Below are 25,511 nucleotides of genomic sequence, written 5' to 3'. Positions count from 1 at the left end.
ATGATCGGAATGGATCGCCACACCGGCCAACCCATTTCCGGTATCGAGCATCTGCGCCAATCCATGGCTGACGTTCTCAGCACGTCGCTGGGCAGTCGCCGGCAGCGGCCGGACTACGGCAGCAAGTTGCGCGCCTATGTCGACATGCCGGTTAACGAAGGTTGGAAAAGCTCGGTGCAAGCCGAGGCGGTGCGCGCCCTGGCGCGTTGGGAGCCGCGCCTGAAGTTGCAGAGCGTCCGCGTGTTGGCGGTGCTGGGCGGCAAGATCGATCTGAGCATTGCCGGCGACTACCTCGGCGACCGCTTTCTGGTGGAGGTGAGCGTATGAATAGCATCGTGGATCTGTCGGCGCTGCCGGCGCCGGATGTGCTGGAGCCGTTGGACTTTGAGGCGACCTATGAGGAAGGGCTGGCCACCTTTCGCGGGCACATGGGCGACAACTGGAGCGCGCCGCTGGAGAGTGATCCGGTGGTGAAGTTGCTGGAGGTCGGGGCGTATAACAAAGTCGGCAACCGTGCCCGGGTTAACGATGCCGCCAAGGCGCTGTTGTTGGCGCACGCGATTGGTCCGGATCTGGATCACCTGGGGGCGAACGTCAATCTGCCGCGCCTGGTGATCCAGGCCGAGGATCTGCTGGCGGTGCCGCCCGTGGCGAAGGTCATAGAGCAGGACGATTCTTACCGCGAGCGCATTCAGTTGGCCTTTGAGGGGCTGACCACGGCCGGGCCGCGTAACAGCTACATCCTGCATGCGCGCAACGCCTCGGGCCTGGTGGCCGATGCCACGGCGGAAAGCCCATCCCCGGCGCGCGTTACGGTAACGGTGCTGAGTTCGGAAGGCGAGGGCGAGGCGGGGCCGGAACTGTTGGCCACGGTGGCGGCGGGGCTCAATGATGAGGACGTGCGCCCGGTGGCGGATTTTGTCACCGTGCAAAGTGCCGAGATTATCCCCTATCAAATCAACGCCATCCTGCACATGAAAAGCGCCGGGCCTGAAGGTGACGCCAGTCTGGCCGAGGCTAAGACGCGTCTGGCGGCGTGGGTCAATCCACGCAAGCGCCTGGGGGTGGAGGTAGCCCGTTCGGCGGTGGATGCGCAGTTGCACGTGGCCGGCGTGTCGCGGGTCGAGCTAATCGACTGGGTGGATCTGGCCCCGAGCAAGGCACAGGCGGCGTATTGCACCGAGTGGAGCGTGGTGCTGGCGGGGGCGACATGAAAAGCCTACTGCCGAGCAATAGCACGCCACTGGAGCGCGCCCTGGAGGCCGCGTTCTACGACAAAACCATTGTGCCGCTGCGCACCTTGTACAACGCCGATACCTGTCCGGTGCATTTGCTGCCCCACTTGGCGTGGGCGTGGTCGGTCGACCGCTGGGATTACCGATGGTCCGAAGCGACCAAGCGCGCGGCGATCAAGGCGTCGTATTACATCCATGCCCACAAAGGCACGATCGGCGCCCTGCGCCGGGTGGTCGAGCCTCTGGGCTACTTGATCGAAATCGTCGAGTGGTTCAAGACGGTGCCCGAGGGCGTGCCGGGCACCTTTGCCCTGAAGGTCGGGGTGCTGGACACCGGCATCACCGAGGAAATGTATCAGGAGCTGGAACGCCTGATCGACGATGCCAAGCCCGTCAGCCGGAAGTTGACCGGGCTCGCGATCAGCCTGGAAACCCAAGGCCATTTGAACATCGCGGCCTGTCTCTACGAAGGCGACGAAATCGACGTTTACCCGCCGGTGATGCGTGACATTGAGGTCACGGGCAGCTTTGCCGTGCTCGGCCGTGAACACTCCATAGACACCCTGGACGTTTATTATGATTGATACGAATTCGCAGTTTTTCGCGATCCTCACGACCGTGGGAATGGCCAAGCAGGCCAACGCCGATGCGCTCGGCACGCCCTGGAAAATCACTGACATGGGCGTGGGTGATGCTAATCCGAACGGGGTGGCTGATCCGCCTAACCCCCTGCCGTCGCCGACCCAGACCCTGCTCATTAACGAGTGGCGTCGCCGGCCGTTGAATCAGCTCAAGGTTGACCCGCAAGACCCGGCCATCATCATCGCCGAGCAGATTATCCCGGCCGATGAAGGCGGCAAGTGGATTCGTGAAATCGGACTATATGACTCGGATGGCGATCTGGTGGCGGTGGCCAATTGTGCACCAAGCTACAAGCCGCTGATGTCGCAAGGCTCGGGCCGCACGCAAGTGGTGCGGATGAATTTCATCGTCAACAATTCCGGCAACGTCACGCTAAAGATCGATCCGGCGGTGGTCCTGGCCACGCGTGATTATGTCGATCAGAAGGTGCTGGCCGAGCTGACCAAGCAGGATTTCAAACATTCGGCGTTGGTTGCAACCACTGGCCCGGTGGTGTTGAACGGTCTGCAAACGATTGACGATGTACCGCTGACAGCGGACGCGCGGGTACTGGTCAAGCACCAAGCCTTGCCAAAAGACAACGGCCTCTACAGCGTTTCTGCGGCGGGGGTATGGACGCGCAGTGTGGACGCCGATAGCAGCCTGGAAGTAACCCCCGGCCTGTTCGTTCACGTCGAGCGCGGTACCACCAACGGTGACAGCATTTGGCAACTGGTGAGCGATGCGCCGATTGCCCTGGGCGTGTCGGATCTGCTGTTTGAAATGGTTGCCGGGCGTAGCGGCGTGAATGCCGGAACCTATCGTAGCGTGACCGTGGATAAGTACGGTCGAGTAATCGCCGGCACTAATCCAGCCACGCTTTCCGCTTACGGGATCTCTGTTGCTTCGCAAGCTGATGCTGAGGCGCAAACTGCCCAGGACAACTCCAGGCCTATGACCGCCTTGCGGGTTTTTCAGGCGATATCCGCTCGGCTCGTTCAGGCAACTGAGGCAGCTTTTGGCTGGGCTAAAGTTGCCACACAGGCGCAAACCAACTCGGGGGTAGATGACACCACGATCGTGACGCCAAAGAAGTTTTCGGCGGGTATTGCGGCGCTGGTAATTCAGGCGACCGAAGCGGTTAAGGGGGTCGCCAAAGTGGCGACCCTGGCACAAGTTCGAGCGGGCTCTGGTGACGATGTTTTTGTGACGCCGTACAAGATGCGACTGGGATTTCTGTCCAGCTTCAACGCACAGGGGTACATCGTGTTCCCTTCATGGATGGGCGGTTTGATCATTCAATGGACAAGCGGCGCACAGATGGCGCCAGGATCAGCAGGCGCGGTGTATTGGCCGATGGCCTTTCCGACTGCCTGCCTGTGGGCAATCTCCGCTCCGTTAGGCACCTCGGGCAATGCCAACGCCGGTAACCTGGTGGCCGGCAACATCTCAGTTTCAGCGGTTGAGTTATTCAACTGGGGGCCGATTGCCACTCCCTCGCGCATCATCGCCATTGGAGCCTGATCAGTGAAACGTTTCTATAGTCAGACGACACAAACGACCTACCTTGAGGGTCTGCATAAAACCATGCCGAACGATGCCAAGGAAATTGCTGAAGAGCGCTACCTGGAGGTTCTCGCGAACCCTGCTCCGAACAAAGTTCGTGGCCACGACGCTGAGGGACTACCTATCTTGATTGATCTGCCACCGGAAAGCTTGGCAGCGCTGGAAAGGGGCTGGCGAGACGGCGAAGTTCTGCGCGTGCAATGGCTGCGTGACCGGCACCGAGACGAACAGGATCTCAGCCGAGCGCCAACCCTTACGTCCGAGCAATTCGTGTCGCTACTAAGTTATATGCAATCGCTGCGCGACTGGCCGGAGAATTTGGATTTTCCTGTCGAGCAATCCCGCCCGGTCCCGCCTGACTGGATCGCCGAGCAGATTAAATAAACGCCCCGCACTGACGGGGCGTTTTCTTTCCCGTTACGCGCAACTTTCACACCCCTCACAGCCTCGCTCACGCGGGGCTTTGTCGTTTCTGGAGATTGATCCCTATGAGCGGTTTTTTTCACGGCGTCACCACGACGCTGATCGACACCGGCGCGCGCACCATTTCGCTGCCGTCGTCGTCGATCATTGGTCTGTGCGACACCTTCACCCCCGGCCCTCTGGTCACGGCCAAGGCCGGCGATCTGGTGCTGATCACAACCGAGCGCGAGGCCATTGCCGCGTTCGGCGCCGATTCGGCGATCACCCGGGCCTGCCAGGCGATCTATGTCCGTGCCAAAGCGGTGATCGTCGCCATCGGCGTGCCCAAGATGGAAGACGAGGCGCTGCAAACCTCGGCGATCATCGGCGGCGTTCTCGCCAATGGCCAGCGTACCGGCCTGCAAGCGCTGCTGGACGGCAAGAGCAAACACAACGCCCAACCCAAACTGTTGATCGCCCCGGGGCATTCCGCCACGCAAGCGGTGGCCACCGCCATGGATGCCTTGGCCGGCAAGTTGCGCGCGATCGCCATTGTCGACGGGCCGAACACCACCGACGAGGACGCGCTGGCCTACGCCGAAAACTTCGGCAGCAAGCGTGTGTATCTGGTCGATCCTGGGGTTCAGTACTGGGATACGGGCAAAAGCGAGACGGTCGACGCGCCAGGCTCGGCCTGGGTCGCGGGCCTGTTCGCCTGGACCGATGCCAATTACGGCTATTGGGCATCGCCGTCGAACAAAGAGTTTGTCGGCATCACCGGCACCAGTCGCCCGATCGAGTATCTGGACGGCGACGACACCTGCCGGGCCAACCTGCTGAACAACGCCAATATCACCACGATCATTCGCGATGGTGGCTATCGCCTGTGGGGCAACCGCACTTGCTCCGCTGATGCGAAGTGGGCGTTTGTCACCCGTGTGCGTACGTGCGACATCCTCATGGATGCGATTCAGGCCGGGCACAAGTGGGCGGTAGACCGCTCGATCACCAAGACCTACGTGCAGGACGTCACCGAAGGCCTGCAGGCGTTCATGCGCGATCAGAAAAACGCCGGCGCGATTATCAATTTCGAAGTCTACGCGGACAAAGAAATGAACACGGCCAGCCAAATCGAGCAGGGCAAAATTTACTGGCGTATCCGTTTCACCGACGTGCCGCCGGCGGAAAACCCGAATTTCCTTATCGAAGTCACCAACGAGTGGCTGACCGAAGTTCTCGAAACAGCCTAAGGGGGCCGTTCAATGATTCCTCAAGTACTGACCAACTGCGTCGCGTTTGTCGACGGCGTGAGCCTGTCCGGCGAAGTGCCAAGCCTGACCCTACCAAAGCTGACGCAAAAGACTCTCGACTATCAGGGCGGCGGCATGTCGGCGCCGATTGAGTTCGCTGTGGGCATGGAAAAGCTGGAGTCCGCGTTTACCACCAACGGCGTGCGCCGCGAGACGCTGAAATATTTGGGTCTGTCCGATCAGACCGCCTGCAATCTGGTGTTTCGCGGCGCGTACAAGGGCCTCAAGGGTGCGGTCACGCCGGTGGTCGTGACCATGCGCGGCGGCGTGAAAGAGGTCGATATGGGCGACTGGAAACCGGGCGATCAGGCCGAAATCAAACACGCCGTGAAGCTGACCTACTACAAGCTCGAAATCGACGGGCGTGTGATGTACGAGATCGATCCGCTCAACATGATTCAGGTGATCGACGGTGTTGATCAACTCGCTGCCGAACGCTCGGCCGTTGGCCTTTAAGGATAAAAGCACATGACTCTGGATACTCAAACGTTGCCGGCCTGGCTCTCCGTCACCGAGGAAGGCGTTACCGTAACGCTGCGTTATAAGGCCAGCTTCAACGGCGTGCTGGTCGACAGGTTGACCATGCGCGCGCCCAGTGTGAAGGAATTCAACGCCGCGAAAATGATCGGCGCCGGCGACATGGAAAAGATGGAGTTGCACCTGTTTTGCTCCTTGCTTTCGGTCGCCGAGGCGGACCTGTTGGCCCTGAAACTCAAGGACTACAACCGCTTGCAGGCCGGCTATTTTCGCCTGGTCGAAGAAGACGACGTGTAACGCAACCACGCTCAAGATCGCGGCGAAACGCTTGGCTAAAGAGACGGGGTTCTCGGCGGCCGAGATTGAGGCCATGACTTTTGATCGGATGGTGTGGTGGCTCACGGATTGAGCCGCCTTCGATCGACTCGACGACGCATAGGGCACGCACATGGCGAACAAACTCGCGCTCGGCCTGGTCATTGGTGGGGCGGTCAGTTCCTCGGTGGGCAACGCCTTTAAGGATGTCACCGGGCGGATCAAGAAACTGGAAGCCGAAGGCAAAAAAGCCCGGATTCTGGAAAAGACCATTGGCGACACCATCCGCCTACGTGATGAGTGGCGCAAGGCGCATCTGGCGGGTGAGCAGGGGGCCGGCGCACTGCTGAAACGGCTTGAATCCAATATCAGCAGCCTGAAGAAACAAGGCATAGAAGTCCGCAATCTGACCAAGGCTTACGCCAGCATGGGCGCGGTGGCGGCCAAGGCCGAGCTGAAAGCCAAGGGACACATGCAGCTCGATGAGGGCAAGCAGAACCTGAAAAGCAGCGTCGGCCAGGCAGCGGCGGCCACGTTGGCCATGGCCGTTCCGACCAAGGTCAGCGCGGACTATGGGGCGATCATTCGCGACATTTCGATCAAGGCCGGTATTGCCAATAAGCCGGAAGAGGCGCAGCTGTCCAAGACGATTATCGGGACGTCGCGCGATACCGGCATGGCGCGCAATCAGGTGGCCGAAGTGGTCAATGCCCTGGTCGGTGCCGGCATGGAGCTGGACAAGGCCCTGCAATATGCGCCGACGGCGGCCAAGTTTGCCGTGGGCCAGGGTTCGGACGGTACCGAAACGGCGCGCATGATCAATGCCCTGGGGCAGAACGCCAAGATCACCGACCCGGCGCAGATGCAAAAGGCCCTGGAGGCGATCGCCTACCAAGGCCAGGCCGGCAGCTTTGAGGCGGCCGACATGGCGCGCTGGTTCCCCGAATTGCTCGCGGGCATGGGCAAGCTGGGCATCACTGGCATGGACTCGGTGTCGCAATTGGGCGCCATGCTTCAGGTGCAGATGAAGACCGCTGGCGGTTCCGATGAGGCGGCGAACAACCTCAAAAACTGGATGGAGAAAATCGGCTCGGGCGACACCGTCAAGGCCTATGCAGACGCCGGTATTGATTATCAGGCGTCGATGAACACCGGCCTGCAGAATGGCAAGTCCACCCTGGAATCCAGCTTTGAATTGGCGCAGAAGTACATTGCCGCGACCGATCCGAAGAAGGCCGCCGCCATGGCGGAAGCCACGGCCAGGATCAGCAAGGAAGCCGATCCAGAAAAAGCCAAAGCCATGATTGCGTCCCTGGAACAGGCTCTGCGCACCGGCGACTTGTTCGCCGACATGCAGGTCAAGGGCGCGCTGACGGCGTACATGCAGAACAAGGATCTGTACGCCAAGTTGAAAAACGAGTCGGCCAATGCCAGCGGGATCTTGGATAAGAACCTGGAAGAGCGGCGCCAATCCTCGGCGCAGAAGTGGGCAGAAATGGCCCAGGGCATGGATGACGCCATGCGCGCGATCGGCGACGCCTTTCGGCCAGTGACGGATGCCGTGGCCGGTGGTTTGACGTCGGTCGCCCAGGGCCTGAGCAAGCTGTCGGATGAGTCGCCGCGCCTGGTGACGGGGATCGGTGCGGCCGTGGCGGCGGTGATCGCCGCGCAGACGGCGTTTAGCAGTTTCAAGATTGCCAAGGGTCTGCTGAATATCGGTCGCGGTTCGTTGATGGGCAATCCCAACATTCCGCAAAAGGTGATCGTCACCAACATGCCGGCCGGCGGCGCCGGCGGCCTGGATGGCGGCGTCGATGCCGACGGCGGCAAGGGCAAGAGTGGCGGCAAAGGCGGGCGGTCCGGTGGCGGCGGTGGTCGCGGTGCGAGTGTCGGCCTGGGGGTGAAGGGGCCGGCGATCTTTGCGGCGGTTGATTCTATGTTTAAGGCGGTGGACACCTACCAGAACGCCGAAACCCAAGACGAAAAGGCCGAGGGCTACGGCGGTGCGGCGGGCGGTTTGGCCGGGGCGATCGCCGGCGCTTCGGCGGGCGCGTTCATCGGTTCGGTGGTGCCGGTGATCGGCACGGTGGTGGGTGGGGCGATCGGTGCCGCTCTGGGCGGCATGGGGGGCGATCTTTTGGGTGGGGTACTCGGCAAGACGATGTTTGGTGCCGACGAATCACTCAAACGCCTGCCTGACGCGGGGCCGCTGATGATGGCCAACGCCGGCAAGGATATTCCGCCGGTGCTGGGCAACATTGCGCAGTCGTTCGCCAAGCCTGGCGCCAGTGGTGTTTCGCTGCTGGCCAGTCCCGGCCGGGCGGCGCCGGCGGTCGAGGCGCAGCCCGGTGATGCGGCACGCGCCATGATGTTGCCGCCGGCCAGCGCCGACGCGGCGGCCGCCAAGTTGGCCCCGCTATCGCCGGCCAAGGCCGAGTCCGGAGGGTAAAGGTCGATTCCAAGGTGGATATCCAGGCGCCGATGAGCATTACGGTCAACGGCGACGTGAAAGACCCTGCCCAGCTCTATGCGCAGTTGCGGCCGTTTTTCGAGCAGCATCAGCGCGACATCGCCCAGCAACTGGAAAGCCGCAAGTTGTACGACTCGCCGAACATTTAACGCGGAGGGCTTATGCCTGCATTGGACCAATTACGGTCGGGGCTCAAATACCTGGCCTCGGCGGGGGAAACCGGACGGCGCAGCCTGGACGGCATGCTAGGGCCGATGAATGGCGCGATCAGCGAAATCACCGGCGCGGCGTCCGAGCTGGAGGATCTGCCCTTTGTCGGCCCTGTGGTCGGCGCCAAGCTTCAGCGGGTCATGCGCGGGGTGAATGCCGCGCAAGCCAAGGTCGGCGCGGTGGTGGCCACCTACAACAAAGCCAGCCGGGCGCTGTCGGGGATGGATGAGCGCTTGGGCACCCTCAAGGAACAGGCAGGTAAGGCGGCGACGGCGATCAACAAAATCGCCGGCAAGGCCAGTCCGGCGCTCGCCAACATCGTGCCCACGGGCGCCTTCGCCACGGATCAGACGCCGGCGCCGGAGGCGGTTAAGCCGTTTCCGCACCTGCTGATCATCCAGCCGCAAGACCCCAAGGCACCGCCGTATTTCTTCAACCTCGACACGGCCGCCTTTGACGAACTGCGCCGCTCGACTGAATTCCGTTGGGCCTCGCAAGAGCGCCTATCACGGCGCCCGGCCCAGCAAGCGGTGGGCATGGGCGACGAGAAAATCACCCTCAAGGGCGCGATCATCCCGGGCTTAAAGGGTGGTTTGAAACAGCTCGACACGCTGCGCACGCTCGGCGCCCAGCTTCAGCCGCTGACCCTGACCACCGGTTACGGCGACGTGCTGGGCACCTGGTGCCTCAAAAGCCTTGAGGAAGAGCAAAGCGCGCTGATGCAGGGCGGTATCCCACGTAAACAAAGGTTCACTTTGGAGTTTGTGCGCTATGGCGACGACATGCAGAACGTCTGACGGGGATCTGCTGGACACCATTTGCAATAATTTTTATGGCCATCTGGTCGGCACTGTAGAGGCGGTGCTGGGCGCCAATCAGGGCCTGGCCGATGAGGCCCAGCCATACCGCGCAGGGTTGCTGATTGTGCTGCCGGCCCTGCCCAAGCCCGTCGAAGAGCAGGTAACGCTCTGGGATTGATGGTCTAAGATGGGATCGCTTAATTCGTTAAGCTCCTTACTTTCTGGCCCGCCTTGCGCGGGCTTTTTTTTGGAAAAAATCCATGACGCCTGTATTTCGCATCGTGGCCGATGGTGCCGATATCACCAGCCTGATCAATGATCGGCTGATTCAGCTTCGTACCACCGACAAGACCGGCATGGAGTCAGACGAGTTCGAATTGCGCATAGACGACCGCGACGGCCTGGTGATGCTGCCGAGCCGTGGCGCGGGGATCGAGGTCTATCTGGGCTACGCCGAGACGTCCCTTGCCCGCATGGGCCGTTACGTGGTGGACGAAATCACCGTGTCAGGTCCGCCCGACACCATCGTGATTCAGGGCAAGGCCAGCGACATGCGCGGCAGCGGCAAGACCATTCGCAGCGGCAGTTGGGAAAACGTGCCGCTGTCTAAGATCGTCGCCGATATCGCCGCGCGTAACGGCTGGCAGCCGGTGTGCCCGGTGGCCACCAAGGTCGAGCGCGCCGATCAAATAAGCGAGTCCGACTTTAATTTCATCACGCGTCTGGCCAAGCAATACGACTGCACGGCCAAGGTCGCCGACGGCAAGCTGTTGGTGATGCCGCGCCAGGGGGGCGAGAGTGCAAGCGGCAAAGCATTTGGGGTGATCACCCTGACTCGTAGCGATGTCAGCCGCTGGCAATTCCGCCTTGGCGATCGCAACGCGCACAAGTCGGTGGCCGCCACGCATCAGGACAAAAAGACCGGCCAGCTCGCCGTGGTGTCCCTGGACAACGACGACGTGCCGGACGGCCTGCCAACGGTGCATACTGATCGACACATTCACCCGAACAAGACTGCCGCCGAGGCAGCCGCCAAAGCACGCCTAGCCGCGTTCAACCGATCGACCGCCGGCGTGCGGTTTGAAATGCCCGGGCGCACCGACATTTTTGCCGAGCGCTCAATCAATGCCCAGGGCTTCAAGGTCGGGCTCGATGGCGAGTACCTGGCCGACTCGGTGGAGCAGGTTTACACCCAGGCGGGCTGGTCGACCACGGTCGAGTGCAACGGCGGAAAAAGGGGCAAGGCCAAAGCCAAAGGCAAGAAAAAGAAAGCCGACAAACCGGTCAAGGTGGTCAGCCTCGCGTAACCCATCACATTCCCCATCGCCGCCCCGTGCGGCTTTTTTATGTCTGGAGTTTGTATGCCCTTAACCGAGCAACAGCTGCAACGCATCATGCCCAACGCCCGCCGCCAAGCGGGCGTTTTTGTATCCGCACTGAATGCCGCGATGGCGAATCGGCAGATCAACACACCTAAACGCCAAGCGGCGTTCATCGCCCAATTGGGTCATGAGTCAGGTCAGCTGCAGTACGTGCGGGAGCTGGGCGGTGATCAATACCTGAGCAAGTACGACACCGGTAACTTGGCCGCAAAACTGGGCAACACCCCGGCGGCAGATGGAGATGGCCAGCGCTATCGCGGTCGCGGTCTGATCCAGGTCACTGGCCACGACAATTATCTGCGCTGCAGCTTGGCGTTGTTCGGCGACGAGCGATTGCTGCGCACCCCTGAGCTGCTGGAGCTGCCGCAGTGGGCCGCCGAGTCGGCGGCATGGTTCTGGTCTGTGAATGGGCTGAACGCGCTGGCCGATCAAAACGAGTTCAACACGATCACCCGCAGGATCAATGGTGGTCTCAATGGCCTGCAGGACCGGTTCGAACTATGGGAGCGGGCGAGGGCGGTGCTATGCGTATCGGCGAACTGATCCCGGCGCCGTATCGGCTGTTGGCAAAAAGCGTGCTGATGGTCGTCTTGGTCGGTGGTTCTGCGGCCATTACCTGGCAAGTCCAGGACTGGCGATATGGCAACCAGCTCGCCGAACAGGGCCGCCTGCACACCGAAACTCTCAATCAGATAACCCTTGCTTCGGTCGCGCAGCAGCGTGCCGAACGAGACAAACGCTTCGCGCTCGAGCAGCGCCTGGCAAACAGTGATCAGACCCATTACCGAGTCTTGAGCGATGTCCAACGTGATCAAGGTCGCCTGCGCGACCGCCTTGCCACTGCTGATCTGCGCCTGTCAGTCCTACTCGACCCAGCCGCTTCCGCCAGTGGCCTCGCAGTGCCAGCCACCACCGCCACCGGCGGCGTGGTTCATGGCCCCGCAAGAGCCCAACTTGACCCAGCGCATGCTCAAAGAATTATCGGCATCACCGATGCCGGCGACCAAGGATTGATCGCCCTGGCGGCCTGTCAGGCCTATGCCAAAGAAGTCTCAACACCGAAGTGAAAAAGAGCGACCGGGAGGGATGCGTCAACATCCCGCCTGGTCGCCGTCCCTGCAGACTGTCCCTGCAAGTCCAGCCAAGGCTCTTACTCCGTGCACGAAGCGCGGCGAGCCTAGCACCTGTTTATCCATACAGTAAAGGTCTTGCTCTCTATGTCCACACCCATCATCCCTTGGATGGGCGGCAAACGCCGCCTGGCCGACCGTCTCATTCCGCTTTTTCCGCCACACGAATGCTACGTTGAAGTCTTTGCCGGCGGTGCCGCGCTCTACTTCATGAAGCCCCAGCCATCGCCTGTCGAGGTCCTGAACGACATCAACGGCGACCTGGTCACGCTTTACCGCGTCGTGCAGAACCACCTCGAAGAGTTCGTTCGCCAGTTCAAATGGGCGCTCAGTTCTCGGCAAGTGTTCGAATGGCAGAAAATGACCCGCCCCGAAACCCTCACCGACATCCAGCGCGCCGCCAGATTCTTCTACCTGCAGCACCATGCCTTCGCCGGCAAGGTCTCTGGTCAGACGTTTGGCACGGCGACCACTGCCCCTGCCATCAACCTGCTGCGTATCGAGGAAAACCTCTCGGCCGCCTGGCAGCGTTTGTCGGGTACCTACGTCGAAAATCTCCCCTGGCTCGAATGCGCGGAACGTTACGACCGTGCGCACACATTCCACTACATGGACCCACCTTACTGGCAGACCGCTGGCTATGGCGTCGACTTTCCGTTCGAAAACTACGAACGGATGGCCGACTTCATGCGTCGTTGCAAAGGTAAGGTCATGGTCAGCATCAACGACCACCCGGACATTCGACGCGTGTTCGAGGGAATTCACTTTGAGACGCTGGATATTCGCTACTCAAATACTAATCAGCGGCAGGGTAGGGCCGAGTTGAGCGGTGAACTGGTGATCATGAATTGGGAACCGGCAGCGTTGGGAGGGCTGTTTTAGCTCACTTCTGAGATTGGGGAGAACTGCTTTCGGCCATTTCTGCCTTTCACGAAGGGCTGAAACCGGCCAAAAGCGGCCTGCAGGACAGCGACTGCTTGGCAGCTAAGCCTGAAGCTTGGAAGCTTCCTGAGTTTTCTATTTTGAGTAGGCGATTTTCAAGCCCGCAGAACCAAGGTTTCCTTTTTGGGTGGCCTATCCTACGGGTTTCTCAGGTATTCTTACCATTAATTGGTCAAATGGAATGGGGAAACACATGAAGGTCATCAGTCTTATCAATATGAAGGGAGGAGTCGGCAAGACTACGCTCGCTGTGAATATTGCAGACTGTCTTACGCGGCAGCATGGAGCTTCGGTACTGATTTTAGACGTGGACCCCCAATTCAATGCGACTCAGTGTCTTATGACTCCCGAAGACTACGTCGCCCATCGGGCGGCAAATAAAGACACAATGTTGGACCTGTTCGACAGGAAGAGAGTGAAGGCATCGACAGTTCGGGGGGCTACTGAAGTCCAGCCCAAAACACTTCAAGAGATCGAAGTTGTTGAAGTACGGGATAATCTTTTCCTGCTTCCCGGCAGCCTCGATCTATATAGACTTGAAATGGCCCCCGGAGAGGGGCGCGAAAACCGCTTAAAAGCGTATTTAAACGCAATCGAAGGAGTGGTCGAGTACGATTACATCATAATTGATACTCCACCTACCCCCTCGGTCTGGATGACGAGTGCGCTGATAGCGAGCGACTACTATCTGATCCCTGTTCGGCCTGATCCACTTTCCCTTACCGGCCTTGACCTGTTGAAGAGCATCGTTGAAGATCGCAAAGAGAACTATGGTCTTAGTGTTCGGTGTGCAGGTGTTGCGCTCACTATGATCCGACAAGGTACCAATGTGTTGAGTGATGCGATGTCGTATCTGTCGGGCGACAAATACTGGAGAGACAAAATTTTTACATCTCAAATCCCGACGCGCGTGAGGTATGCGGAGCAGCAATTGAACAGCATATTTATGCTGGATTCTGACGCTCAGGGTATGAAAAGCTCGATTATTAATGTCACGAATGAACTAGTGGTGAGGACTAAATAATGACCACTAAAAAAACAGAACAAGCTGAAGCTGATACTGCACTCAAAACGCTGGACCTGCTTCAGGAGTTAATTTGGGCTATCCGCTCGCGCGAATCAACTGAACTTTCCGAAGGCGTTTCCTATCTTCGAAACCTTGCTTATCATGAGAAGACTGCGCGTAGAAAGCCAGAGAGGAAAGCCTCGCAGCGTGATAAGCAGAGCGATTTGAAAGCGCTTGTAGGCTCTATGTCACTCGTTCTAGCAGACATTGAATTATTTCCTGCGAACGAGGATATCGCGAAATTCGCCCTCGAAGCCCTGCAAATTAAAATAGCTAGGTGGGAAAAGCGATCTCGCTACGAAATGATAGGAATGCTTATCATGGAGTCAATAAATGCCAGCCCTGAGCGCCTACGGGACGTTGGAAACTTGCTCAATAAGATCAGCGATGAGTCTGACTCTATGGAGATAATCAAGCAGAGCTCTAGGCAAACGGGTTTTTCTTGGAATGAAGCCATTCGCTCTCTTTGGACGTCTGTTGAATGAACGCAGTTGCACATCAGGATTTTTCAGAGTTTCTCGATTTTGCCAGAACGCTCTCTTTAAGAAGTGTTTCGGATGATTCAGCGAAGGCCACTGAGATCCGTCGGGCACACACCCAATTTTTGGCCTTACTGACGACGGCGGGCGAGCTTTTGTCCGAATCGGGCTCGGTGAAGAAAGAGTTCTCCGACTCTTTTAAGGAACCAGGGGTGATGTATCTGAGTGAAGTAGTTTCTGATTGTTCGGAGTTCATCATGTGCGTTTTGGTGGGGCTATATCGTTCAGCAGGTGGGACCCTTCGATCAGCAATTGAATCATATTTAAAGGCTTTTTCGGCAAACGAACAGCCTTTGATCCTTCAAAGGACCTCCGTTCCTGATGTCTTCAACGATGCAGCGGGCGTGAGCTTTTTTTCGTCGGAACTTGGGCGGAATGTAATCGCTGATCTGAAGGCTGTGTATAGTAACTTGAACGCATATGTTCACACGGTTTCAGAAGATCACATGTTCGGAGCCTTAGCAGTTGGCAGCTTTCCCCGATGGTCGAATAACAGTTTAGAGCTTATAAGTATTTTCATACGAGTCGTTAGACTGTTTTTGTATGGCATTGTCGGAAGTCGCAGGGACCTATATGACAGATTCGACCACCGTAACAAGTTGATAACTAATCGCGCCATGACTAAGGCCCAGCGACGGTCAGCACTAGGCGTAGATAGCTAATTAAAAACAAGCGGAAATCCACGGCGACATAGGTAGCGGCCAAACGGCATTCAGATGGGGTAGCTCACAATTGACCGGCTACCATCTAATAGAATCATCTGATCCCCCTCCAGCCCAGCATTGGGAAAGGCAGCGTAAGGCAGATGTCCTGAATCGAGTTTCACGTAAAGTGTTTTGTCAGTGGGCTTCATAGGCGTTGCACCAGAGGGATAAATTCCCTGTTCTTTTTCTGTGATCAAAAATGCCAGCGGAAAAAACGACAAGAGACTTAGAGTCGCAATGTGTCCGTGATTCTTGCAAGTAAACATTTTTATGCTCATGTGCCTACGGTGCGGATAGAACCAGACATAGAAATCATGGGTGTCATCGGTGGCGGTATCGTCCCCCGTGACAAACTTTTGTAACGGGGCATAGTAGGGAACAGGCACGGGCTCTTGCAGGCATTCCCTTACAGTGGTTGCTGAGAGTACGTGTCCAATCATTGCGCGGCAAAATCTCATCCCATCAAACGGCATATGCACGTGATTGACTGGGCTGTCTGCTCTCAAAAAATAGTGTTTGATCTTCTCTGATATGCCTTTGTAGACCCTCGCAACCTCTTGGTCATTAGTACCGAGATGTGAGCTATTGCAATTCTTACAGATGGTTCTGAACTTACTACCGTTAGAAGACTTCACACCAATGACAGGATCAGAATTGATACCCAGAACCTCAGTCAGGTGAGCCTGCTCAATTTTGGTGATCGTGATACTGCCCTGGGGCGGAACATGATCCCAACTGAGAGGGCCGAATGTTCCGCAGATCAGGCAGTAGCCCTCCCTGAGCTGAGTGTGATGACGGCGCTCTGTGAGTCCTTTCGTGTAGTTTCCCATTACTGCATCCTTTGCGTGAGGTAGACGCATCAATCTTAGCAGGCTGGCCCTGAACCGCCCTTGGTTGAGTAGACGTATTGAGCGACTGCTGTTGGCCGATTCTGTTGAAAAAGTCGGCCATGGTTTCCTCAGCAGAAAAGTATGCGTTCGAGATTGAAATCTTTACTTTCAACAGTGGCTCCCGGACTCAGATTTCACGTAGCAGCGTGCAAAAAAGGCGTTTTCACCAGTCAATGTCCAAGCCGTTGGGCCGGACCGACTTTTTAAACAGAATCGGCCGATTACGGTCACTCCGGTGTTCTCACCGACCTCGGTCGCTCCGCGTTTCTCTGCCCAAAGCGTAAGCTCCATGATGGCAGCCTCCAGGGCGAGTTGGTTTTCATTGATCTTTAATAGCAAGGTAGGGAGCAGGTCAGACTGTGGCATCGTGAATCCTCAGTGAAGGGATCAGCGTAGCAGCCGAATGAAGATAGAATGACTTACTCCGGCCTTTCCCAAGCAAGAGTCGATAGTTGTACTCGTCAAATGAAAAGCCGGTAGTGCCTGTGACAGGCTTGCGTGAAAGCTTGATTAAAATTGCTACGAGGTGGAGAGATAAAGCCGTGTGAGCTAGCAGCGGTAGTGATCAAGAGGTTTAGGGCAAAATTAGGGCAGATTCAGGGCCGCCATGGACCGCAGGACGCTATGAGCAAACGATTAAAACGCCTAAATTTCTGGCCTTAAGTGGCCTACACGGGTGGTAGAAGGGGGTCGAATCCCTGAGAACCCCCTTACGGATTTCGTTGGCAGAAAGCGGGTCCTTCTGGGCCCGCACCTCAGTCCTGGTCTTAGCGGGTGTAAATATTTCGCACGATCAGGGGGAGGGCGAGTGCGGGCGTTTAGATTGCTTCGAATGTGTTAAAGCTCGCCCGCCATTCCTGCCAGCCGAGCATCACAAACGCCTTGAGCGCAATTTGGTTTTCGAAAGGCATCAGACGAGTGTCGTCCAGCGCGCTCAGATAAGCTTCCAAATCGCCGAGGGCGTCAGAGAATGGACCCGGTGCGCTGGCTTTAAGTACATCGTTGAGTTTTTCGCGTAATCCGTTCCCAACTTCTACCGGTAATACTGCCAAAATGGTGCGGACCTGGTCTGCTGTGGGGACCGGTTCGCCGTACTCATTGAAAGCCATCGGAAGTAACGGTTGAGTCATACGACATTCCTTTTCGAGTGAGATGCTAGCCTGCCAGGAAGCAGTGGTGAAGAGTAAGTCGCCCAGTTTAGTGGGCTACTCGATCAGATGGAAATCATCACGTGTCTTGGGGTCTGTAGTCCCGCCTCGGCAGTTATTGCCGCGCATGGGCTTCAGTCCTGGAAGAAAGACCAGAGCTTCCGCTTCGAAGGCGTACGACAAGGCTTGCATCGTGACAGGTCGCAATGTACGCCGGCCTGCTTCAAGCTCCCTGATGGCCTTGGTTGAAACCCCGGACCGGAATGCGAGTGCCTCTACTGACCAGCTCAGCATGGCGCGGGCAGCGGCGCAGTGGGCAGCCGAGAAGGACAGCGGTAAGTCATCGAATAAAGAGCTAGGTCCCCATTCGACTCCTGCCTCCTTTAACGCTCTGATCTGCTCGAGGTTGATAATTTTCCCCGTCATCGCACAATCTCCAGAATACTGTTTGTATGTACAGTAAATCATGCAAGCGGGAACGATTCTAGAGTCTCACGCGGAAACTGAAGGAGTTGTGGTGATATGGAAATGGCCGGGGGCGCAGATGAAGATGCGGTGATCGACTGGCAGGACGCGAGGATTGTTCAGGAAGCGGAGTGTCTAGGCGTAGTGTCTGTTCAGTTCATACGGAGCCTGCGAAAACCAGAAACAGACACTTTAACAGACACCAAGTTGACGCGGGAAAGGCTGGAGGCCTTGAAAATAGTGGAGCGGGTGAAGGGAATCGAACCCTCGTTATCAGCTTGGGAAGCTGTGGCCTGGGAGTTTCGACAACTAGGACGTCTTTGGTTTAGCTTGACAATATTTTTTAGATCTTTAAGCTTTCAGCTAAGCCGGACTGGTCTCGTTCGGCGCTGCTGGCCTTGCGCGAATTCTTAGGATACGAGACCAAACTGCTTCAGTCGCAATACCTATTCTTTTGATACGAAACTTGACCCTAGTCAGGTGCACCACGGCTCGCCAGCTGCTGTACGAACTCTGTGCCCCTGTATGAGGTGTTTTATGATTCGTATTCCCGTTACATCGGCCGACTTTGATAGCGGTCGCATCAAAAGCTCTATTTCCAAGCTTAGTAAGCACCATCCCGATCAGTCTGTTAAGCCAAAGCGTTCTTTCGCGCAGCAAACTTTTGCTCAAATCCTCGGATATGGCGGATACGAAGAGTTGCGCTCGCAGGCCAAACATAATGGACCCGCTTATTCCGGCCAATCGCTAGCAATAGAGCAATTCATTGCGCCAATTTCACTGCGTATATCGCGCTACTGGGGTGTGTCGTTCGATAAAGCGGAGCATGTTGCGGCCGCACTGGGACTTATCCATCTTGACGCATTCCGCGCCACAGCTCGCACAATTCAGCAGCCGTTAATGCGAGAAAATCGTGTGAGTCCGCCTGGGCATTTGCCAAGCCTCGGCATATCACCCGGACCAATTTTGGACGCTATTCGCCGGGCTACAGTGATGCCATTGGCGCAGCTTGAAGCGTTTCAGGATGCAATGAAATCAATGGTACACATTGCTGCGATTCAAGACGCAATGAAACCTTCGGCCCAGATGGCTGCGTTTCAAGACGCGATAAAACCAACAGCGCAGATGGCAGCCCAGATGGCTGCGTTTCAAGACGCGATAAAACCAACAGCGCAGATGGCAGCCCAGATGGCTGCGATTCAAGACGCCATAAAACCATCAGCGCAGATGACGGCCCAGATAGCTGCGATTCAAGACGCCATAAAACCATCAGCGCAGATGACGGCCCAGATAGCTGCGTTTCAAGACGCAATAAAACCAACAGCGCAGATGGCGGCCCAGATAGCTGCGATTCAAGACGCCATAAAACCATCAGCGCAGATGACGGCCCAGATAGCTGCGATTCAAGGCGCCATAAAACCATCAGCGCAGATGACGGCCCAGATAGCTGCGTTTCAAGACGCAATAAAACCAACAGCGCAGATGGCGGCCCAGATGGCTGCGATTCAAGACGCGATAAAACCATCAGCGCAGATGTCGGCCCAGATAGCTGCGATACAGGATGCAATGAAACCAATGGCGAATATTGCAGCGATTCTAGATGCACTGAAGTCAACACCACATTAATTCCTATGCCTGGGGGGACGTGTCTTAGCTGGTTGATCGGTCCTCCCTGGAAATGACAGACCGTTTGGGCCATGCGGGCTTACGGCTAACGTCAGATCCTGGCAGCGGGAACAGATTGTACACAATGACTTTAGGGCAAATTTAGGGCAAGTCTGTGGCCGCAATAGACCGCTGACGACAAAGGATCGAGCGGAAAAGCCCATTTTTGTCGGTCTTAAGCGGCCTGTGGCGACGACAGAAGGGGTTCGAATCCCTATCCTGTTTCCCCGTGTTAAGCATTACCTGAGGGGTTACTGGCAACGATTTGCAGCCAGGGCAACGTCGGTATCATCCTCGGGAAGCGCATTGCATTACTTGTCGAACTTGAAACGTGCTCGATGCCGAGCTAGGTACCGCAGAGTACCCTCCGGAACATCAGCGAGCTTCTGATACTGCGCCAGACCGAACACTTGTTGAGCATGATTGCCGAGCTGATCGCTGATCAGCAATTTTCCTTGTTCGCAGAATGAGATCAGTCCACAGTCGAATAAGCGATCGATATGAGTAGCGAGCAGCAGGCCGTTATCTGTATCAAGGCGCTCATCATTGTCCGACACGGTCCAAGGTACGATGTGGGAGGCAACGAGAAGGTCAGGGTTCTGGAGGCCAGTCAGGGCGCAGCGGCGATTCCAACGTCTCATGAGATTTGTGCGGAAGGAACCCTGGCCGACCCGAGCGAGAATAATTGCTTCGCGGGTGGTCTTGCTGATCTTCCGCTTTGAACCCTCATCAACAATGCGGTCCGCAAAGGCACCGATTAAACCCGCTTTCTCCAGCAGGTAGAGTCCTGCGTCCGGACCGATGTGAGACATGTAAATCTCATTGATCGTCCCGTGCTGGGTAAACACAGTAGGCTCGCAGTGCTCATTGAATCGACTCAAAAACTCTTTAGCAATTTCGTCGCGATATATCGGGCGCGCAGTAGAGTGAAGCGTCACATCGACGCGGCGTCCTTCTTTATTCCACTGATGAAAACCACGGCTGAGCGGCCGTTCGGCGTTATATGCGTCGGCCTTCGCTTCTGCGACACGGGTAATCTGCTTGTCTTTCACGCAGAAAATGATGTCCCCGTCGAGCACCTCGTCGACCACATCCCAGTGCCGATTGGTGCGGGTTCTCAACTTGCCATCCTTCCCCTCAATAGTTGAGTAGAGGGGGGCCCAAAGGAAACCGCCCTTATTGACTTCGTTGAAGGTGGCGCCAAGGTTCACCCAGAAAAATTTCATCGCTCTTCCTTGTTTTTAGGCTTAGGCGTGAACCATATCGCCATCATCGAAACATCGGAAGCACGATTTGGGCAAGATTGCCTGCCGGCGTGGACCAATCCATCCAGGAAATCTAGACGCGGAATGGTGAGCAACGTTAAACACCCACCGATACCGTTGTGGCAGATGGTTAGTGAAGCTGTTCAGCAAATGAAACGGGAATGCAATCGCCACTGATCAACAGTTGAAACGGGTTTCCGATGACGGGCTGCCTGCTTCTCAGCCAAGGCTTGGATCTATGGCTGCTGAGTCAGAACATCTGGGGGGGGCTTGAACCAATCGACTAAGAGAGCAGGTAGCCACAACTGCAAAACGAAGGGCGGCTCTGTACGACAAAACTAAATACAGAATCGTCCAAAATATCGTAGATGCCTTTAGACGTCCGCCCGCTGTTGGTCGGTAAAGGTCACTCCGGCGCCATCATCATTGCGAGCGTAATCTTGATGAATTCTTCATTGCGGTCGAGCGCGAACAACGCACCGCGAACATTATCGGCGACATCGGCTGAACCGCGCTGCTCGACCCAATTTGTCAATTCCATGATGGCGGCTTCCAGAGCGAGCTGGTTTTCGTTGAGTTTGAACAGTAGGGAAGGGAGCAGGTCAGAATCTGGAATCGCGAATCCTCCGAAGCATTCAGCGTAGCAAACCTATGGGGCATGGGTGAACTGCTGCCCCCTTCTTAAGCAAGGTTCAACTTCCCAAACAGAGAACCGGTAGTGCCCATGACTGGCCTGTCTTTCAGACTGCTGAAAACTTGCTACAAAGAACAACTATAAAATGGGATGGGCTAGGCAGGTCGGGCTTATGGCGGTTGGCTGCATCCAATCCATCATCGGGTCGCGGAAGAACCTGATGCAGTGCCGATGGGTGGAGGGAACTCGGCACTGCTTTAGATATATCTTTATACCTCAGATGGTAGTCGGACCCGGCGATACTCAAGTGGAAGATTCAATTTTTCCGTTAAGTATTTGAGATATCGCTCGTCTTCAGGGCTCAGTCTCGTTCGTCCAACCGCAACCAGCCTGACCGCCTTTTCTGACGGCTCATCCCAGTAATATGCGTACTCGAGAAGCTGGCCAATTGCCAAGCGAAGGACTCTACGGGTACAAAAATCTGACTTGACCTCGAAGAGGATTTTTTCCTTTTCAGTTGTTACGGTTACATCTATAAAATTTTCTTCAAAGACGATATTCGACTCTGGGAATTCAATCTTCAGCTCCTCATGCAGAGCTGCCTGCATCATCCCGTGCTCTGGGGAGCACTCCCGTCCCGATCCTCCGCTGGTAAAATAACTGTCTTGAGTGGGGGGAAGAATTTGACCTGTCCTCGCCGGGCGGCGCGTTCCCACCGTTTCTGGCAGTGAGGCCTCGTGATTCAGCTCAATCAGCTGATAGCGGTTGTATTGCTGCACTGGGTCTCCAGCTTCAGCAAAAGTATTGGGCGGATACCACTCCACATCTTCTGGGCGGAAACGAACATTCAACACGTAAGGGGCCCATTCACCGTTCCCCAGGCCACTTTTATCACCATTTACAGCGTCGATTTCTTGCAACATGCGGTCGTACCAGCCAAGCCGCTTGTAGTGATCCAACGCGGCAACGCCTTGAGCGTCATCCAGGAACTCGATATGGCGAATGCGGGCCACATACCGGCGCCCTTGAGGGGTGAGGGTATAGAGCACAACATCACCGGCACGTTCACCACGGGCTAGCCGTGACTCCCAGCCTTTGTTGACTCCTTGGAGAAAGCCATATTGCCAGCCGCCAATTTGCCATTCGAATCGGAAAAGCCACTCCTCATGACCATAACCATGCTGTGAGTAAAAGGTGTCGGGTGCTTCGGCTGCGCTCTTGGTGGGGTACTGCCAATTGGAGGCGTTTCCACAGATCCGGGTGAGATAGCTCATTACTGTCCTTGTCGTTGAGTTGAGTTCAGTTGAGGCCAATTGCCATCATTTAGAATGGCAAAAACAATACCTCAATCCAAGCGTTATTCGAGAGCTGCTGAATTTCACAAGCAGAAGGGGAGTGGTTGAAAGGGCGAGACCAAAGCGAAAAAATGTTCCGCAACCCCAAAGCTGGCCCTTGAAGCACGTGGTCCAGAGGCCGTTGAAAATCAGTAGCTTGCGGAACGTATTAAATGCTAAGCTGTTGATCTACTTAGCTTTGTAGCGTGGATTGCAAATCCACCTACGCCGGTTCGATTCCGACCTCGGCCTCCACTTTAAACAAGCTCCGTAGATCTATGATTTACGGAGCTTTTTTATTTGCACTGTCCGGCAAGATTTAATCTTGAAAGGGCAGTCGCGAACCTGCTTCACCGGAGCGGGAGTTTCTCCAGCACCCATCTGCGCACGCTTCCTCCCTCCGTAAAATATTTTCAAAGTCCCCCCAAATCAACGCTTGGGAGCTAATTGTGAGCCGCAGCTCTCAATAGACCCATCTCCCGCAAGCTCTGCACCACCTTGCCAAACTCTCGTCAAGAATTACTCGAATAGCGATTTGCACAACCGAACGCCGCTTTCAAATGCGAATGCAAATACGTATTAAAAGCGTATTGTTTTGTATACCATGCGCGTCGATTTGTTGGCATGTATGTCATCCCATTTGGCTATTTTCTCAAGGTTTCTTCGATGCGTCGTACTCTGGTTTCTATCTGTGTGCTTCAGGCGTTTTCCGTTTCTTCCTGGGCTGAGGAAGCGACAATCGATAAAGCCAGCCTGGAGCTGCAAGCGACCGACATCGTTGGCACTGCTGATTTTGAAACGGCCTTGGGGCCGGTGGATGGGTATCGTGCGACGCGTTCGGCCAGTGCGACGCGTACCGACACGTCGATCCACGAAACACCACAATCCATAACTGTGGTGCCCAAGGATGTGGTAGAGGACATCAGTGCCACCCGGCTGCAGGACGCGCTCGACTATGCCGGCGGCGTCGGGCGGGCCAACAACTTTGGTGGCCAGGGTTTGACTACTTTCACGGTGCGTGGATTTACCACCGGCGAGTTCTACCGCAACGGCTTTCCGATCAACCGTGGTTATCCGAACATGCCGGATGCGAACTCCATCGAGCGGCTTGAAGTGTTGCGAGGGCCGGCGACCATGCTCTATGGCCGAGGCGACCCAGGTGGCACATTCAACGTCATTTCCAAACAACCCCTGGCCGTGCCCGTTGTGACCTTGGGTAGCCAACTCGATGACCAGGGAATGAAGCGTGGCACGCTGGACGCCTCCGGCCCGCTGGATGATGAAGGCCGCCTGGCCTATCGCCTGAATGTGGTCGGTGAGGGCGGCGATACCTTTCGTGATCATGTTGAAACCGAGCGCTACGGCGTAACGCCGGTACTGAGCTGGCAGGTCACTGATGAGACCAAGGTGATCTTCGAAGGTGATTTCATGCGCAACAACCACCCGCTTGACCGCGGCGCGACGCGCTATCCGAATCAGATTGGCACCGCGTCTCGCGATACCTTCTTCGGCGAAAAAGACGTTGGCAAGTTGCACAACGACAACAACATGGCGCAGCTGCGTTTCGAGCACCTGCTAAGCGATAACTGGACGTTGGGTGGTGGTTTCCAATGGCTCGATGGCACTCTTGAAGGCAATGCCGTTGAGGCCAATGGTGTCGCGGCCGACGGTCGCACCTTGGGCCGCAACTTTAACTACCGCAAGCTGGAATGGACGGATAAAGACACTCAGCTCAACCTCACCGGGCATTTCACGGCGGGCGGTTTCGATCACACCTTGCTGACCGGTGTCGAATTCGAAGACTACGACTACAAGTCGATCATTCAGCGCTCCAGCGGCGCGGTGAGTGCGTATCCGATTGATATCTTCAATCCGGTGTATGGCCAGCCTCGACCAGCCTTGACCCGAACCCCGACCAACGATCAAGAAAACCTCAAGACCTACGCCGCTTTCCTCCAGGATCAAGTGGCATTGACCGAGCGCTTGAAACTCCTGGCCGGTGCCCGCTTCGAGCGCTTCGAACATGACTACGAAACCTTTGTACCGGGCGGTAAAAGCTGGGAAGCCAGCGACAATGCCGTGACCCCGCGCATAGGGCTGACCTACGATCTCACCGACACCGTGGCGATCTATGCCAATACGGCTCGCTCGTTCAAGCCCAACACGGGTGCCAGTCGTCAAGGCGGTGGTTTCGAACCGGAAAAAGGCAAATCCTATGAGTTGGGTTTCAAGTGGGAAGCGCTGGACAGTCAATTGAGTGTCGACGCGGCGATCTACCAGATTGAAAAGCGCAACGTACTCACCACCGATCCTGTGGACTCTACCTTCAGTGTGGCGGCAGGCGAGGTGCGCAGCCGTGGTTTCGACCTGAACGTTGCCGGCAACCTGACTCCGCAATGGCGGGTGATTGGCGGTTACGCCTATGTCGATGCGGAAGTGACCAAGGACAACGTCATCAAGTCCGGCACCCGACTGATGAACATTCCGCAGAACAGCTTCAGCCTGCTCAACGTCTACGAGTTCCAGGATGGCGTATTTAAGGGCTTGGGTCTGGGCACAGGTCTGAAGTACGTAGATGAGCGCGAAGGGCAGACAGCCAACACAGCATTTTCAATGGGCAGCTACACCGTCGTCGACCTACTCAGCTATTACAAGGTCAACGAAAGGATCAGGATCAACCTGGATGTGAAGAACTTAACTGACGAAGACTATGAGGAAGGGGCGTTCGGCAATGTCTATGCCTATCCAGGGGCCCCAAGAACGGTACAGGTCGGCATTTCATACACGTTGTAATCCAGTTGATGTCCAATCCTTGAATATCGGAAGGCTCAGTATGGCTCCGCGACCATTGAGTCCTGGCTGACAAAGTGATTTTGGTTTGAGTACAAAAGGGCCGTTGAAGGGCCCTTTTTATTTGCAGATATCGACCTCAGTAACCAAA

Annotated in this window: 28 protein-coding genes; 21 read left to right on the top strand and 7 right to left on the bottom strand. The window is 56.4% G+C overall.

Annotated features, from left to right (window positions below; all coding sequences use genetic code 11):
• From BLW70_RS20530 to BLW70_RS20445, 19 genes are all read left to right on the top strand, one after another.
• The gene (locus BLW70_RS20530; RefSeq protein ID WP_074877045.1) at window positions 1–327 is read left to right on the top strand and encodes a GPW/gp25 family protein; all 327 of its coding nucleotides are present in this window, start codon (window positions 1–3) and stop codon (window positions 325–327) included.
• Entirely contained in the window at window positions 324–1,214 is an 891-nt protein-coding gene (locus BLW70_RS20525) for a baseplate assembly protein (RefSeq protein WP_074877043.1), read from the top strand. The genes BLW70_RS20530 and BLW70_RS20525 overlap by 4 nt, the downstream gene beginning before the upstream one ends.
• Entirely contained in the window at window positions 1,211–1,819 is a 609-nt protein-coding gene (locus tag BLW70_RS20520) for a phage tail protein I (protein ID WP_074877040.1), read from the top strand. Before BLW70_RS20525 ends, BLW70_RS20520 begins: the two co-directional genes overlap by 4 nt.
• Window positions 1,812–3,380 (top strand): phage tail protein, encoded by a 1,569-nt coding sequence (locus BLW70_RS20515; protein WP_074877036.1) that lies wholly within the window; start codon window positions 1,812–1,814, stop codon window positions 3,378–3,380. Before BLW70_RS20520 ends, BLW70_RS20515 begins: the two co-directional genes overlap by 8 nt.
• A gap of 3 nt (window positions 3,381–3,383) precedes the next feature.
• On the top strand, window positions 3,384–3,806 hold the full coding sequence (locus BLW70_RS20510; protein ID WP_074877032.1) for a phage tail assembly chaperone: 423 nt from the start codon (window positions 3,384–3,386) through the stop codon (window positions 3,804–3,806).
• 104 nt (window positions 3,807–3,910) lie between these two features.
• Window positions 3,911–5,074, top strand: a complete 1,164-nt coding sequence (locus BLW70_RS20505; protein ID WP_074877031.1) for a phage tail sheath subtilisin-like domain-containing protein — start codon at window positions 3,911–3,913, stop codon at window positions 5,072–5,074.
• A gap of 12 nt (window positions 5,075–5,086) precedes the next feature.
• On the top strand, window positions 5,087–5,590 hold the full coding sequence (locus BLW70_RS20500; protein WP_074877029.1) for a phage major tail tube protein: 504 nt from the start codon (window positions 5,087–5,089) through the stop codon (window positions 5,588–5,590).
• Window positions 5,591–5,602: 12 nt separating this feature from the next.
• A complete protein-coding gene (locus BLW70_RS20495) occupies window positions 5,603–5,908 on the top strand; it encodes a phage tail assembly protein (RefSeq protein ID WP_074877027.1) in 306 nt (101 codons plus the stop codon).
• Window positions 5,909–6,059: 151 nt separating this feature from the next.
• A complete protein-coding gene (locus BLW70_RS20490) occupies window positions 6,060–8,375 on the top strand; it encodes a phage tail tape measure protein (RefSeq protein ID WP_413037951.1) in 2,316 nt (771 codons plus the stop codon).
• A 14-nt stretch (window positions 8,376–8,389) separates the two neighbouring features.
• Complete coding sequence (locus tag BLW70_RS31530) at window positions 8,390–8,545, top strand: hypothetical protein (RefSeq protein WP_413037950.1); 156 nt, start codon at window positions 8,390–8,392, stop codon at window positions 8,543–8,545.
• Between the two features lie 12 nt (window positions 8,546–8,557).
• Entirely contained in the window at window positions 8,558–9,403 is an 846-nt protein-coding gene (locus BLW70_RS20485) for a phage tail protein (protein ID WP_074877026.1), read from the top strand.
• Window positions 9,378–9,584, top strand: a complete 207-nt coding sequence (locus BLW70_RS20480; protein WP_074877024.1) for a tail protein X — start codon at window positions 9,378–9,380, stop codon at window positions 9,582–9,584. Before BLW70_RS20485 ends, BLW70_RS20480 begins: the two co-directional genes overlap by 26 nt.
• A gap of 82 nt (window positions 9,585–9,666) precedes the next feature.
• Window positions 9,667–10,713: a phage late control D family protein gene (locus BLW70_RS20475; RefSeq protein WP_074877022.1), complete on the top strand. Its 1,047-nt coding sequence runs from the start codon at window positions 9,667–9,669 to the stop codon at window positions 10,711–10,713.
• 54 nt (window positions 10,714–10,767) lie between these two features.
• Window positions 10,768–11,331 carry a glycoside hydrolase family 19 protein gene (locus BLW70_RS20470; RefSeq protein WP_074877021.1) on the top strand — a complete coding sequence of 188 codons (564 nt, stop codon included), beginning with the start codon at window positions 10,768–10,770 and terminating at the stop codon, window positions 11,329–11,331.
• Entirely contained in the window at window positions 11,313–11,855 is a 543-nt protein-coding gene (locus BLW70_RS20465) for a lysis system spanin subunit (RefSeq protein WP_074877019.1), read from the top strand. The genes BLW70_RS20470 and BLW70_RS20465 overlap by 19 nt, the downstream gene beginning before the upstream one ends.
• A gap of 150 nt (window positions 11,856–12,005) precedes the next feature.
• Window positions 12,006–12,800, top strand: a complete 795-nt coding sequence (locus BLW70_RS20460; protein WP_074877017.1) for a DNA adenine methylase — start codon at window positions 12,006–12,008, stop codon at window positions 12,798–12,800.
• Between the two features lie 253 nt (window positions 12,801–13,053).
• A complete protein-coding gene (locus BLW70_RS20455; RefSeq protein WP_074877015.1) occupies window positions 13,054–13,884 on the top strand; it encodes a ParA family protein in 831 nt (276 codons plus the stop codon).
• Window positions 13,884–14,411, top strand: a complete 528-nt coding sequence (locus BLW70_RS20450) for a hypothetical protein (protein ID WP_074877013.1) — start codon at window positions 13,884–13,886, stop codon at window positions 14,409–14,411. Before BLW70_RS20455 ends, BLW70_RS20450 begins: the two co-directional genes overlap by 1 nt.
• Window positions 14,408–15,127 (top strand): hypothetical protein, encoded by a 720-nt coding sequence (locus tag BLW70_RS20445; RefSeq protein ID WP_074877011.1) that lies wholly within the window; start codon window positions 14,408–14,410, stop codon window positions 15,125–15,127. The genes BLW70_RS20450 and BLW70_RS20445 overlap by 4 nt, the downstream gene beginning before the upstream one ends.
• A 50-nt stretch (window positions 15,128–15,177) precedes the next feature.
• Here the strand turns inward: BLW70_RS20445 and BLW70_RS20440 are convergent, their stop codons facing one another.
• The 4 genes from BLW70_RS20440 to BLW70_RS20425 form a co-directional block, all read right to left on the bottom strand.
• Window positions 15,178–15,999, bottom strand: a complete 822-nt coding sequence (locus BLW70_RS20440; protein ID WP_074877006.1) for a metal-binding protein — start codon at window positions 15,997–15,999, stop codon at window positions 15,178–15,180.
• Window positions 16,000–16,167: 168 nt separating this feature from the next.
• A complete protein-coding gene (locus BLW70_RS31525) occupies window positions 16,168–16,425 on the bottom strand; it encodes a hypothetical protein (RefSeq protein WP_413037949.1) in 258 nt (85 codons plus the stop codon).
• Between the two features lie 452 nt (window positions 16,426–16,877).
• Window positions 16,878–17,189 (bottom strand): hypothetical protein, encoded by a 312-nt coding sequence (locus BLW70_RS20430; RefSeq protein ID WP_074877005.1) that lies wholly within the window; start codon window positions 17,187–17,189, stop codon window positions 16,878–16,880.
• A gap of 75 nt (window positions 17,190–17,264) precedes the next feature.
• Window positions 17,265–17,633 carry a helix-turn-helix domain-containing protein gene (locus BLW70_RS20425; protein ID WP_139273404.1) on the bottom strand — a complete coding sequence of 123 codons (369 nt, stop codon included), beginning with the start codon at window positions 17,631–17,633 and terminating at the stop codon, window positions 17,265–17,267.
• 576 nt (window positions 17,634–18,209) lie between these two features.
• Here BLW70_RS20425 and BLW70_RS20415 point away from each other — a divergent pair.
• Entirely contained in the window at window positions 18,210–19,298 is a 1,089-nt protein-coding gene (locus BLW70_RS20415; RefSeq protein ID WP_074877001.1) for a hypothetical protein, read from the top strand.
• Between the two features lie 350 nt (window positions 19,299–19,648).
• Here BLW70_RS20415 and BLW70_RS20410 read toward each other — a convergent pair whose 3' ends face one another.
• From BLW70_RS20410 to BLW70_RS20400, 3 genes are all read right to left on the bottom strand, one after another.
• Window positions 19,649–20,563 carry an HNH endonuclease gene (locus tag BLW70_RS20410; RefSeq protein ID WP_074876999.1) on the bottom strand — a complete coding sequence of 305 codons (915 nt, stop codon included), beginning with the start codon at window positions 20,561–20,563 and terminating at the stop codon, window positions 19,649–19,651.
• Window positions 20,564–21,008: 445 nt separating this feature from the next.
• Entirely contained in the window at window positions 21,009–21,218 is a 210-nt protein-coding gene (locus tag BLW70_RS20405) for a hypothetical protein (RefSeq protein WP_074876997.1), read from the bottom strand.
• A gap of 287 nt (window positions 21,219–21,505) precedes the next feature.
• Window positions 21,506–22,510 (bottom strand): hypothetical protein, encoded by a 1,005-nt coding sequence (locus BLW70_RS20400; protein WP_074876996.1) that lies wholly within the window; start codon window positions 22,508–22,510, stop codon window positions 21,506–21,508.
• A 726-nt stretch (window positions 22,511–23,236) separates the two neighbouring features.
• Between BLW70_RS20400 and BLW70_RS20395 the strand changes: the two genes are divergently transcribed.
• A complete protein-coding gene (locus BLW70_RS20395) occupies window positions 23,237–25,363 on the top strand; it encodes a TonB-dependent siderophore receptor (protein WP_074876989.1) in 2,127 nt (708 codons plus the stop codon).
• Window positions 25,364–25,511: the final 148 nt, after the last annotated feature.

The organism is Pseudomonas frederiksbergensis, from assembly GCF_900105495.1.
Classification (GTDB): domain Bacteria; phylum Pseudomonadota; class Gammaproteobacteria; order Pseudomonadales; family Pseudomonadaceae; genus Aquipseudomonas; species Aquipseudomonas frederiksbergensis.
Note: the sequence above shows the minus strand (reverse complement) of the source record. Positions and strands in the feature narration are given on the sequence as shown.